Origin of the sequence: Streptomyces sp. NPDC015171 (assembly GCF_043079545.1) — a bacterium.
Classification (GTDB): domain Bacteria; phylum Actinomycetota; class Actinomycetes; order Streptomycetales; family Streptomycetaceae; genus Streptomyces.
Genome location: NZ_JBIBUO010000001.1, coordinates 22,520 through 34,740, shown reverse-complemented (window position 1 = coordinate 34,740; position 12,221 = coordinate 22,520). Strand labels below are relative to the sequence as shown.

At 70.9% G+C, this 12,221-nt stretch carries 10 protein-coding genes; 5 read left to right on the top strand and 5 right to left on the bottom strand.

Annotated features, from left to right (window positions below; genetic code table 11):
* Window positions 1-12 precede the first annotated feature (12 nt).
* On the bottom strand, window positions 13-627 hold the full coding sequence (locus ACF073_RS00145) for a TetR/AcrR family transcriptional regulator (RefSeq protein WP_392065334.1): 615 nt from the start codon (window positions 625-627) through the stop codon (window positions 13-15).
* A gap of 223 nt (window positions 628-850) precedes the next feature.
* On the opposite strand from ACF073_RS00145, the gene ACF073_RS00140 reads away from it, so the two are divergent.
* The 4 genes from ACF073_RS00140 to ACF073_RS00125 all read left to right on the top strand — a co-directional run bounded on the left by ACF073_RS00140 (window position 851) and on the right by ACF073_RS00125 (window position 5,218).
* Window positions 851-1,822: a tetratricopeptide repeat protein gene (locus tag ACF073_RS00140; RefSeq protein WP_392065332.1), complete on the top strand. Its 972-nt coding sequence runs from the start codon at window positions 851-853 to the stop codon at window positions 1,820-1,822.
* 623 nt (window positions 1,823-2,445) lie between these two features.
* Window positions 2,446-3,084, top strand: a complete 639-nt coding sequence (locus ACF073_RS00135) for a DUF6230 family protein (RefSeq protein WP_392065329.1) — start codon at window positions 2,446-2,448, stop codon at window positions 3,082-3,084.
* 117 nt (window positions 3,085-3,201) lie between these two features.
* Window positions 3,202-3,819, top strand: a complete 618-nt coding sequence (locus ACF073_RS00130; protein ID WP_392065326.1) for a DUF6114 domain-containing protein — start codon at window positions 3,202-3,204, stop codon at window positions 3,817-3,819.
* Window positions 3,809-5,218, top strand: coding sequence for a hypothetical protein (locus tag ACF073_RS00125; protein WP_392065323.1), 1,410 nt, complete (start codon window positions 3,809-3,811; stop codon window positions 5,216-5,218). The genes ACF073_RS00130 and ACF073_RS00125 overlap by 11 nt, the downstream gene beginning before the upstream one ends.
* 97 nt (window positions 5,219-5,315) lie before the next feature.
* On the opposite strand, the gene pyk is transcribed toward ACF073_RS00125, so the two are convergent.
* The 3 genes from pyk to pta all read right to left on the bottom strand — a co-directional run bounded on the left by pyk (window position 5,316) and on the right by pta (window position 10,126).
* A complete protein-coding gene (gene pyk / locus ACF073_RS00120; RefSeq protein ID WP_392065320.1) occupies window positions 5,316-6,743 on the bottom strand; it encodes a pyruvate kinase in 1,428 nt (475 codons plus the stop codon).
* Between the two features lie 84 nt (window positions 6,744-6,827).
* Window positions 6,828-8,039, bottom strand: coding sequence for an acetate kinase (locus tag ACF073_RS00115; protein ID WP_392065317.1), 1,212 nt, complete (start codon window positions 8,037-8,039; stop codon window positions 6,828-6,830).
* Window positions 8,036-10,126, bottom strand: coding sequence for a phosphate acetyltransferase (gene pta / locus ACF073_RS00110; protein ID WP_392065314.1), 2,091 nt, complete (start codon window positions 10,124-10,126; stop codon window positions 8,036-8,038). Before pta ends, ACF073_RS00115 begins: the two co-directional genes overlap by 4 nt.
* A gap of 233 nt (window positions 10,127-10,359) precedes the next feature.
* Between pta and ACF073_RS00105 the strand changes: the two genes are divergently transcribed.
* Window positions 10,360-11,385, top strand: a complete 1,026-nt coding sequence (locus tag ACF073_RS00105; RefSeq protein ID WP_392065311.1) for an ATP-dependent 6-phosphofructokinase — start codon at window positions 10,360-10,362, stop codon at window positions 11,383-11,385.
* An 86-nt stretch (window positions 11,386-11,471) separates the two neighbouring features.
* Here the strand turns inward: ACF073_RS00105 and ACF073_RS00100 are convergent, their stop codons facing one another.
* Window positions 11,472-12,185 carry an XRE family transcriptional regulator gene (locus ACF073_RS00100; RefSeq protein ID WP_392065308.1) on the bottom strand — a complete coding sequence of 238 codons (714 nt, stop codon included), beginning with the start codon at window positions 12,183-12,185 and terminating at the stop codon, window positions 11,472-11,474.
* Window positions 12,186-12,221 lie beyond the last annotated feature (36 nt).

Genomic DNA, 12,221 nt, shown 5'->3' with positions numbered 1-12,221 from the left:
TACGGGCGCGGCTCAGGCGCCGGCGGTGGCGAGCCCGTCCAGCAGGACGGCGGCGAACCGGGCCGCCCAGTCCGCGTCGACCGGCTCGCAGGAGACCAGGGTGCGGTGCACCACCGCACCGGCGATCACGTCGAAGATCAGGTCGATCTGCGGAGCGGGGTCGGTCGCGTCCGCCGGGATCTCCCCGCGGTGCTGGGCGCGGCGGCGCCCCTCGACCACCAGCCGCTTCTGCCGGGCCACGATCTTCTCGCGGAGCCGCTGCCGCAGGGCCTCGTCATGGGTGGCCTCGGCGACCACCGCCATCAGCGCCGTCTTGGTCGCGGGCTGCTCCAGCAGCTCGGCGAACTGGAGCACCACGCCCTCGATATCGGCGCGCAGGCTGCCCCGGTCCGGCAGGACCAGCTGGTCGAACAGGGTGGCGAGGGCATCGGTGACCAGCTCGCTCTTGCCCGCCCAGCGGCGGTAGACCGTCGTCTTCGCAACCCCGGCCCGTGTCGCGACGTCTCCGAGGGTGAACCGGGACCAGCCGAGTTCGACGAGAGCCTCCCGGGTCGCGGCCAGGATCGCGGTGTCCGCGGCGGCGCTGCGCGGGCGCCCGGTGCGGCTGGCGGGGGTGCGGCTCTGCATCCCCCGACCATAACCGGCGGGTCGTGCGCAGCCGTGAGGGAGATCACCGGGGTGTGGTGTCGCGCGGTGCCCTCCTGGCATTACGCTACGGGTCGTAGCGAAAGCTCGTGAGGCACCTGCACGGGCGACGACCACAGGCGTGGGGTGGGGACCCGGCGCCGCACCTCGCTTTTCACGTACATCGATTTTTCACTCAGGCACGGGATCGGGGGAGGATAGACGCATGCAGCCACGGAACATGTCCATGAGCGGTGTCGTCGACCTCGCCGCGGTGAAGGCGGCCCAGGAGGCCAAGGCCAAAGCCGAGCAGACGCGCGCCGAAGCCGCCCGACAGGGCGGGACGGGGGCCGTCTCCCCGGCCGATCTCGTCATCGACGTCGATGAGGCAGGATTCGAGCGGGACGTCCTGCAGCGCTCCGCCGAAGTCCCCGTCGTCATCGACTTCTGGGCCGAGTGGTGTGAGCCCTGCAAGCAGCTGAGCCCCCTCCTGGAGCGCCTCGCCGTCGAGTACAACGGGCGCATCCTGCTCGCCCGGATCGACGTCGACGCCAACCAGATGCTGATGCAGCAGTTCGGGATCCAGGGCATCCCGGCCGTCTTCGCCGTCGTCGCCGGCCAGGCGCTGCCGCTGTTCCAGGGCGCGGCCGGCGAGCAGCAGATCCGGGAGACCCTGGACCAGCTGGTGGCGGTCGGCGAGCAGCGCTTCGGCCTGACGGGCCTGACCGTCGACGCGGACGCCGAGCCGGGCGGTCCGGCCGAGACGGCGGTGCCCGAGGGCCCCTACGACGCGGCGCTGAACGCGGCCGCGCAGGCGCTGGACGAGGGCGACCTGGGCGGGGCCGTCCGGGCCTACCAGAGCGTGCTGGCCGACGACCCGGCGCACCCCGAGGCGAAACTCGGCCTGGCGCAGGCCGAGTTGCTCCAGCGGGTGCAGGGTATGGATCCGCAGAAGGTACGTCAGGACGCCGCCGGGCAGCCGAAGGACGTCGCGGCGCAGATCGCCGCCGCCGACCTGGACCTGGTGGGCGGACATGTCGAGGACGCCTTCGGGCGGCTGATCGAGACCGTGCAGCGCACCGCGGGCGAGGACCGGGACGCCGTACGGGTCCGCCTGCTGGAGCTGTTCGAGGTCGTGGGCCAGGAGGACCCGCGGGTGATCGGTGCGCGCCGGGCGCTGGCCCGGGCGCTGTTCTGACCAGTCGCTAAACGCCACGGCTTGTGTTGCCGGGGTGAAAGATTCGCCGATGAGGCGTCAGGGCAGCCGCGCTTTACCAAATCTTGGTAATCGCGGCTGCTGTTACTCGGAGTAAGTCGAAGCCGTTGATCTGTCGGGATTCGTCCACGGATCAACGGCTTTGCTCTGCCCTTTGATGCCACCGAGAGTCGCGCTCCGAGACCGGTCGGTCGTCCTCCGGTTATCCAGCCGTTACTAGCCAGTAACGAACCCCCTTGTGCCGGGGGCGAGAATGCACCACGATCGGCGACGCTCGGTCCATTCCCGTACCCCGGCATCCGGCCGGGTCGCGGGAGACTCAGGGTCCCCACCGAGCAGAGCCGGCGGCAGTGGCGCCGGCTCTAGGACAGGGGGGTCTTCGCCGGCCGGCGAAGCCTGTCCAGCAGGGTTGTGCGTGATGCGTGTCAGGCGCGACCAGTGGTTGTCGCTCGGGGGTGATCGCCGGTGATTCGGGCGCGGTTCGCGCCGCCGAGCGCAGGCGCTCTCCTTCCCGAGGACGTAGCACTTCTCCCATCCCTGCCCGGCTGAGCCGCCGAACGTGGGCGCATCCGGGCCAGGAGATGTACGTCCGAGAAGGAGGAAATATGGAGTCCCAGGTGCGTGGCGGGACCAGATGGAAGCGGTTCGCTGTGGTCATGGTGCCCAGCGTGGCCGCCACGGCTTGTATAGGTGTCGCCCTCGCGCAGGGCGCTCTCGCCGCCTCGTTCAGCGTGTCCGGCCAGTCGTTCAAGGTGTCCGCCGACCAGCTCGTCGGCACCGGGTTCGAGCAGTACGGCGCCATCGACAGCGGCTACACGATGGACGGCAAGAAGACGGCGCACCCGGTGGCCGTCTCGGCGTTCAAGCACGCCGAGATCACCAACCTGTGCCAGTCCGTGGTCACGCCGGACGTGCCGATCTTCGGCAACGTCAGCCTGATCCTGCGGGCCGGCGGCGAGGGCCACGACAAGGTCCAGGCCGACAACATCTACATCGATGTTGCCGACCTCCAAGCCGACGCGACGTTCGACAACATCGACATCGGTGTGGCCACCAAGGACGCCTCCAAGGGTCCGGGCATGAAGGGCGGCGGCGAGCAGGCCAACCCCTTCGGCTTCGCCCAGCAGGCCGACAAGGCCACGCTGGTCGGCGTGAAGCAGACGGCGTGGGCGACCACCGCCGGCACCTTCAAGCTCAGCGGTCTGCACATGTCGCTGTCGACGGGTGTCAAGGAGTGCTACTAGGCACTCGCTGACGGGCGGGGGAGCCGATGGCGCCCCCGCCCGTCCACTCTCCGGCCGCGTCCTCACGCGCGGCACACATCACCACCACAGCAACGCCGCACCAGGGAGCTGTTTTCCATGAGCGCCGAGACTCCTGCCGCCGCACCCGGCCAGTTCACCCGCCGGAGGCTGCAGTTCCGCGCCTGGCGGGGCACGCGTCCGTTCTGGGCTGGTCTGTTCGTCTTGCTCGGCGGCCTTCCGATCATGTACTTCCCGTACGCCCACCTCCGGTTCGGGCATCTGACGCTGGCGATGTCGACCACCGCGGGAGCCGGGTCCCTGATCATCGGTGTGCTGCTCATCGTTCTGGGCATCAGCCTCTGGTTCCAGAAGCACGTACGGACCTTCGCGGGTGTCGCCGCGATCCTGCTCGGGCTGGTGTCCATCCCGGTGTCCAACTTCGGTGGCTTCGTCGTGGGCTTCCTCTTCGCCCTGGTCGGCGGAGCGATGGCCGTGGCCTGGGCCCCCGGCGCACCTCCGCAGCCGCAGCCGCCGGCCGGGGCCGCTCCGGCCGCGGGCGGTGCCCCCGAGGCTGCCCCGGCGCCGCACCAGGGCACCGGCCCGGTGCCGCACCAGGGTGGCGCGGGCCCGGCGGGCGAGGCGAGCCCCTCCCACACCTACAAGACGCCGTGGGAGAACGACCTGTCAGGAACGAGCCCGGCCAACGGGGCGAACGGGAGGCACAGTGCCGGCTGACGAGGTGACCCGCGGGACCGACGTGGACGTGTCCCGCGCGAGAACCGGGCCCCGCCACGCGGCCCCCAGAAAGCCGCTGTTCACCAGGTTCCACATGCCCGCGGGCAAGGCCATAGCCTCCGTCGCGATGCCCACGGCGGTCCTCATGGGCATGGGGTTCACGTCCACGCTCGCGCTCGCCGACAACAACGGCAGCCCGTCCCCGTCGACGTCCGCCAAGAGCCTGACGGCCGACGAGTACAAGGACTGCGTGAAGGCGCTGGACGACGCCGGGGACCCCTCGTCCTCGCCGTCGCCTTCGGAGTCGCAGAGCACGCCCGCCGACACGCCCACGCCGTCCTCCACCGGGACCGCGGACGCCGAGGACGGCCACGGTACCGAGGACACCGCGGGCTCGGGCGGCACCTCTTCGCCGGATTCAGGTTCCGGCGACGAGTCCGCGCCCGAGCCGACCGCGACCTCCGGTCCGGGTTCGGCCGGCTCGGACTCCGGTTCCCCGGAGCCGGGTTCGGGCGGTGCCACGGACACGCCGGCGCCGTCGGCGACCGAGAAGAGCGGCGGGGACATCCTCGGCCAGATCGGCGACACGATCGGCGACATCCTCACCGGCGGCCGGAACAAGGACTCCGGTACGGGGTCCGCGACCCCGGCCCCGTCCGCGTCCCCGTCGTCGTCCGCCACGGACACCCCGGCGGGCGGCGGCACGGCCGGCAAGGCCGGCAAGGACTCCGGCACCGGCGCCTCCGACACCGTCGAGGACACGGTGAAGAAGGCGACCGACAAGGCCGGGGACAAGGTCACCGACAAGGCCCGGGACGCCGCCGGCACCGCCGCCGGGAAGGCCGGGGACGCCGCCGGGAAGGCCGGCGACGCGACGGACCCGGCCACCCCGAGCCCGTCCGCCAGTGATTCCGCCTCGGCGGAGGACTGCCCGGCGGCCACGGACGACGAGGGCGGCGTCGACAACAAGGTGCCGGTGGCGGACGACCCCTGGTACCTGAACGCCAGCTCCCTGCTCCTCAAGGGCGCCGACTACCAGGGCATCGTCGAGGTGAAGACGGCCGACGGCACCAAGAAGAAGGTGCTGAAGTACGTCATCTCCAGCGGCACCGACATCGGTGACCTGCACCAGACGGTGAACGACAAGCAGGCCAAGAAGACCTACCACGTCCAGGCGGCCAAGGGCTCGACGTCCACCATCACCGGTGGCGACACGGTGATGTACACCGAGAGCATCTCGGGCAACCTGTTCGGCCTGATCCCGGTGACGTTCAGCCCCGACAGCCCGCCGCCGCTGAACATCCCGCTGATCTACTTCACCGACGTCAAGGTGGTACAGGCCGCGCAGTTCGGCGGCAACCTGCACGTGCCGGGCATGCACGTGTACACCACCGACTGAGCGGTCGCACAAGCCGGTCCGGGAGCCGCGAAGCACCGAGGGCGCCCCCTGTCGCAGGGGGCGCCCTCGGTGTCGTGCCGGGTCCGTGCGGGACGGATCAGCTGCTCTGGCCGCCCAGGTGGTGGACGCGGAGCATGTTGGTGGTGCCGGGGACGCCGGGGGGCGAGCCGGCGGTGATGATGACCGTGTCGCCCGAGTCGAAGCGGCTCAGCTTGGCGATCTCCTGGTCCACCAGGTCGACCATCTCGTCGGTGGTGTTGACGAACGGCACGATGTGCGACTCCACGCCCCAGCTGAGGGTGAGCTGGTTGCGGGTGGCCTCGTCGGTGGTGAAGGCGATGATCGGCTGGCAGGCGCGGTACCGGGACAGCCGGCGCGCGGTGTCGCCGGACTGGGTGAAGGCGACCAGGCCCTTGGCGCCGAGGAAGTCGGCGATCTCGGCGGCGGCGCGGGCCACCGAACCGCCCTGCGTGCGCGGCTTCTTGCCCGGCACCAGCGGCTGCAGGCCCTTGGAGAGCAGCTCCTGCTCGGCCGCGACGACGATCTTCGACATCGTCTTCACGGTCTCGAGCGGGTACGCGCCCACGCTCGACTCCGCCGACAGCATGACCGCGTCGGCCCCGTCCAGGATCGCGTTGGCGACGTCGGAGGCCTCGGCGCGGGTGGGCCGGGAGTTGGTGATCATCGACTCCATCATCTGGGTCGCCACGATCACCGGCTTGGCGTTGCGCCGGCACATCTCCACCAGGCGCTTCTGCACCATCGGGACCTTCTCCAGCGGGTACTCGACGGCGAGGTCGCCACGGGCGACCATCACGCCGTCGAACGCCATGACGACGTCCTCCATGTTGTCGACCGCCTGCGGCTTCTCCACCTTGGCGATCACCGGGACCCGGCGGCCCTCCTCGTCCATCACGCGGTGGACGTCGTTCACGTCCTTGGCGTCCCGGACGAAGGACAGCGCGACCATGTCGCAGCCCATGCGGAGGGCGAAGCGCAGGTCCTCGACGTCCTTCTCGGACAGCGCCGGGACGTTGACGGCCGTGCCGGGCAGGTTGATGCCCTTGTGGTCGGAGACGACACCGCCCTCGATGACGATCGTCCGCACCCGCGAACCCTCGACGTCCAGGACCTTCAGCTCGACGTTGCCGTCGTTGATCAGGACCTGGTCGCCGCGCGAGACGTCACCGGGCAGACCCTTGTACGTCGTACCGCAGATGTGCTTGTCGCCCGGCACGTCGTCGGTCGTGATGACGAACTCGTCACCGCGCTCCAGCTCGACCGGACCCTCGGCGAAGGTCTCCAGGCGGATCTTCGGGCCCTGCAGGTCGGCGAGGACGCCGATGGGGCGGCCGGTCTCCTTGGACGCGGCCCGGACGCGGTCGTACCGCGCCTGGTGCTCGGCCTGGCTGCCGTGGCTGAAGTTGAACCGGGCTACGTTCATGCCCGCCTCGATCATGGCGACGAGCATCTCGTGGGAGTCGACCGCGGGGCCGAGAGTACAGACGATTTTCGAACGGCGCATGGAGCGATCCTATCGGTTTGTTTCGCTACGGAATATTCCGTCTGGCGGAAAGTACAAATGAGTGGCACACCGCTCAGGTGCTATTCAGTTGTTCATTCCGACCAGTGCGTAGGTCTGGGTCGCGATCTCCAGTTCTTCGTCCGTCGGCACCACGGCGACCGCCACCCGGGCGGACTCCGGCGAAATCAGCCGGGGCTCGTCACCGCGCACGCCGTTGCGCTCCGGGTCGACCGCGAGACCCAGGCCGTCGAGGCCCGCGATCGCGGCCTCCCGCACCGGTGCCGCGTTCTCGCCGACGCCGGCCGTGAAGGCGACCGCGTCCACCGTGCCGAGCACCGCGTAATAGGCGCCGATGTACTTCTTGAGCCGGTGAATGTAAATGTCGAACGCGAGCGCGGCCTCTTCGTCCCCCTCGTCGATCCGGCGGCGGATCTCCCGCATGTCGTTGTCCCCGCACAGACCGAACAGACCGCTCCTCTTGTTGAGAAGAGTGTCGATCTCATCCATGGACATTCCGCCGACCCGTGCCAAATGGAAGATGACGGCGGGGTCCAGATCGCCGGAGCGGGTGCCCATCACGAGCCCCTCCAGCGGCGTCAAGCCCATGGAGGTGTCCACGCACCGGCCCTTCTCCACCGCGGAGGCGGAGGCGCCGTTGCCCAGGTGCAGCACGATCACGTTGACCTCGGACGGGTCCTTGCCCAGCAGCCGCGCGGTCGCCCGGGAGACGTACGCGTGCGAGGTGCCGTGGAAGCCGTAGCGGCGGATGCGGTGGCGGTCGGCGATCTTCGGCTCGATCGCGTAGCGCGCCGCCGACTCCGGCATCGTCGTGTGGAACGCGGTGTCGAAGACGGCGACCTGGGGCAGGTCCGGGCGCAGCGCCTGCGCGGTGCGGATGCCGGTGAGGTTCGCCGGGTTGTGCAGCGGGGCGACCGGGATCAGCCGCTCGATCTCGGTGAGCACCTCGTCGTCGATGACGGTGGGCTCGGTGAAGAACAGCCCGCCGTGCACCACGCGGTGACCGATCGCGGCCAGCTCGGGGGAGTCGAGGCCGAGGCCGTCGCGGGTCAGCTCCTCGGCGACCGCCTTGAGGGCGGCCTCGTGGTCGGCGATCGGCCCGGTGTGCTCGCGGGTGTCGCCCGAGGTGAGGCAGGTGTGCTTCAGCCGGGAGGTCTGCTCGCCGATGCGCTCGACGAGGCCCACCGCGAGCCGGCTGCTGTCCCGCATGTCCAGCAGCTGGTACTTCACCGACGAGGAGCCGGAGTTGAGGACGAGGACGCGGGTGGGGGAGGTCACTGCTGGTCAGCCTTCTCGCTGGGGTTCTGGGCCTGGATCGCCGTGATGGCGACGGTGTTCACGATGTCCTGGACCAGAGCGCCCCGGGACAGGTCGTTGACGGGCTTGCGCAGACCCTGCAGCACCGGGCCGACGGCGATCGCGCCGGCCGAGCGCTGCACGGCCTTGTAGGTGTTGTTGCCGGTGTTGAGGTCGGGGAAGATCAGCACGCTGGCCTGGCCCGCCACCTCGGACCCCGGCAGCTTGGTCGCGGCGACCGACGGCTCCACGGCCGCGTCGTACTGGATCGGGCCCTCGATCTTCAGATCGGGCCGGCGCGAGCGTGCCAGCTCGGTCGCCTCGCGCACCTTGTCGACGTCGGCGCCCGAGCCCGACGTACCGGTGGAGTACGACAGCATCGCGATCCGCGGCTCCACGCCGAACTGCGCCGCGGTGCCCGCCGACTGGATGGCGATGTCCGCCAGCTGCTCGGCGGCGGGGTCCGGGTTGACCGCGCAGTCGCCGTAGACCAGCACCTTGTCGGCCAGGCACATGAAGAACACGGACGAGACGATCGAGGAGTCCGGCCTGGTCTTGATGATCTCGAAGGCGGGCCGGATGGTGGCGGCGGTGGAGTGCACGGAGCCGGACACCATGCCGTCGGCCAGGCCCTCCTGGACCATCAGGGTGCCGAAGTAGTTCACGTCGGACACCACGTCGTAGGCCAGCTCGACGGTGACGCCCTTGTGGGCGCGCAGGGCCGCGTACTTCTCGGCGAAGGAGTCGCGCAGCCCGGAGGCGGCCGGGTCGATCAGCTGGGTGTCGCCGAGGTCGATACCGAGGTCGGCGGCCTTCTTGCGGATCCGGTCCACCGGCCCGAGCAGGGTCAGATCGCACACGCCCCGGCGCAGCAGCACCTCGGCCGCGTGCAGCACCCGCTCCTCGGTGCCCTCCGGCAGCACCACCCGCCGCTTGTCGGAGCGGGCCTGCTCCAGGAGCTTGTGCTCGAACATCATCGGGGTGACCCGGTCGCTGCTCGGCGCCGAGACCCGGCGGGCCAGGCCGGCGGTGTCGGCGTACCGCTCGAACAGGCCGAGCGCGGTCTCCGCCTTGCGCGGGGTGGCCGCGGTCATCTTCCCCTCCATCGAGAAGAGCCGCTCTGCGGTGGGGAAGCTGTTGCCGGGGACCGAGAGCACCGGGGTGCCCGGGGCGAGCCGGGCGGCGAGCGTGAGGATCTCCTCGCTCGGCACCTCGTTCAGGGTGAGCAGCACACCGGCTATCGGCGGGGTGCCGGCGCTGTGCGCGGCGAGCGAGCCGACGACCAGGTCGGCGCGGTCCCCGGGGGTCACGACCAGGCAGCCGGGGGTGAGCGCGCCCAGCAGGTTCGGCAGCATCGCACCGCCGAAGACGAAGCCGAGGGCGTCCCGGGCGAGCCCGGCGTCGTCGCCGAGCAGCACCTTGGCGCCGAGGGCCTGGGCTATCTGGGCGACCGTCGGCGCGGACAGCGCGGGCTCGTCCGGCAGGACGTACGTCGGCACCGGCAGCCGGTTGCCGAGCCGCTCGGCGAGCTGGTCGCGGTCCTCCCGGGCCACCCGGTTGGCGACCATGGCGAGGACGTCGCAGCCCAGGCCGTCGTAGGCGCGGTAGGCGTTGCGGGTCTCGGCGAGCACGGACTCGGCGGACTGCCCGCGCCCGCCCACCACCGGGATCACCGAGGCGCCGAACTCGTTGGCGAGCCGCGCGTTGAGGGCCAGCTCGTCCGGCAGCTGGGTGTCGGCGAAGTCGGTGCCGAGGACCAGGACGACGTCGTAGTCGCGGGCCACCTGGTGGAAGCGGTCGACGAGGGTGGAGACCAGCTCGTCGGAGCCCTGCTCGGCCTGGAGCGCGGACGCCTCGTGGTAGTCCATGCCGTACACGGACGCCGGGTCCTGGGAGAGGCGGTACCGGGAGCGCAACAGCTCGAACATCCGATCGGGCCGATCGTGGACGAGCGGCCGGAACACGCCCACCCGGTCCACCTGCCGGGTCAGGAGTTCCATGACTCCCAGCTCCACGACCTGGCGGCCGTCACCGCGGTCGATCCCGGTCACGTACACGCTGCGCGTCACGCGTCCACTCCGTTCCTCATGTCGTCCGTGCCGTCCATGCCATCTTGGGCGTCCGTGCCGGCCTGTGGGCGTCATCCTGTCGGCATAAAAATCGCCCACCGAGGTGAGCGGAACCCTCTTGACAATACCTCTGTCGACGGATAAGGCGCCCGTCAAGACTTCACCGGTCCGGCGGACGTGAAACAATCGTCACTGGCTCACCGGCACCGACAGCGAGCAGGAGACACAGCACGATGCGCATCGGAGTCCTCACCGCAGGCGGCGACTGCCCCGGCCTGAACGCCGTGATCCGGTCGGTCGTGCACCGGGCGGTGGCCCAGTACGGCGACGAGGTCATCGGTTTCGAGGACGGCTACCGGGGCCTGCTGGACCGGCACTACCGCGGCCTCGACCTGGACGCGGTCAGCGGCATCCTGGCCCGCGGCGGCACCATCCTCGGCTCCTCCCGGCTGGAGCGCGACCGGCTGCGCGAGGCCTGCGAGGGCGCCGCCGACATGGTCGAGGAGTTCGGCATCGACGCGCTGATCCCGATCGGCGGCGAGGGCACCCTGACCGCGGCCCGCATGCTCTCCGACGCCGGCCTCCCGGTCGTCGGCGTGCCCAAGACCATCGACAACGACATCTCCTCCACCGACCGCACCTTCGGCTTCGACACGGCCGTCGGCGTGGCCGCCGAGGCGATGGACCGGCTGAAGACCACCGCCGAGTCCCACCAGCGGGTGATGGTCGTCGAGGTCATGGGCCGGCACGCGGGCTGGATCGCCCTGGAATCAGGCATGGCCGCCGGCGCCCACGGCATCTGCCTGCCCGAGCGCCCCTTCGACCCCGCCGACCTGGTCAAGATGGTCGAGGAGCGCTTCTCCCGCGGCAAGAAGTTCGCCGTCATCTGCGTCGCCGAGGGCGCCCACCCCGTCGAGGGCAGCATGGACTACGGCAAGGGCGCGATCGACCAGTACGGCCACGAGCGCTTCCAGGGCATCGGCACCGCGCTCGCCTACGAGCTGGAGCGGCGCCTCGGCAAGGAGGCCAAGCCGGTCATCCTCGGCCATGTCCAGCGCGGCGGTGTGCCCACCCCCTACGACCGCGTCCTCGCCACCCGCTTCGGCTGGCACGCCGTCGAGGCCGCGCACCGCGGCGAGTTCGGCCGGATGACCGCGCTGCGCGGCACCGACATCGTGATGGTGCCGCTCGCCGAGGCGGTCACCGAGCTGAAGACGGTGCCGAAGGACCGGATGGACGAGGCCGAGTCGGTCTTCTAGGGCGACCGGCCGGCCCCCGGGAACGCGCGGCCGGCCCCCCGGTCGGCTCCCTCGGCCGGGTCCTTTGGCACGGTCGGCCGGTCCGGTCAGCCGGTCCGGTCCGTCACGGCGGTCCAGAAGCGGTCGACGATGTCGTCGAGGAACCTCTGCCCCGGCTCGCTGGCGCTCCGGCTGCCGCCGCCCCAGCTGAGGGTGGCGGCCATGTGCCCCTGGTAGTCCTGGTGCAGCTCCTGCAGGACCTGCTCCAGGACGCCCTTGTCCACCGGGGCGAGCTTCATCACCGGACGCACATAGGCCTGCCAGCGGGTGGTCACCGCGCTGTGCAGCAGATCGGCGAGCTTCGCCTCGCGGCCGGTGACGGCCACGAAGTCGGGCAGGGCCAGCTCCAGTGCCCGCGCCAGCTCGGCCGACTGGCGCTCGTTGCCCCGCCACTGGCCGCTCTCCTCCGCCCGCAGATAGGCGCGCAGCTCCATGCCGACGGCGTGGGCGACGTCCTCGGGCGCGACGGCACGGGCCATGCGGTGCTCGCGCAGCGTCCGCGGCCGGCCGATGAGTTCGCCCGGCGCACACCACAACACACCGGCCAGGGCGGTCAGTTCGGGGCTGCTGGGAGCGGTGGTCCCGCGCTCCCAGGCGATCACGAGGTCAGGGGTGACGTACGGCAGTCCGTAGGAGGCACGCATTCCGTAGGCGACGTGCTCGGGCCCCATGCCCAGCGCGGCGCGGAGCCTGCGGGCGGCCGGGGCGTTGAACGGGAGGGCCGGAGGGTTCGGTTGGGCTGAGTGGCGCACCCGGCACAAAGTAGGGGCACGCCGGGGCGATGACTACGGTCGGTT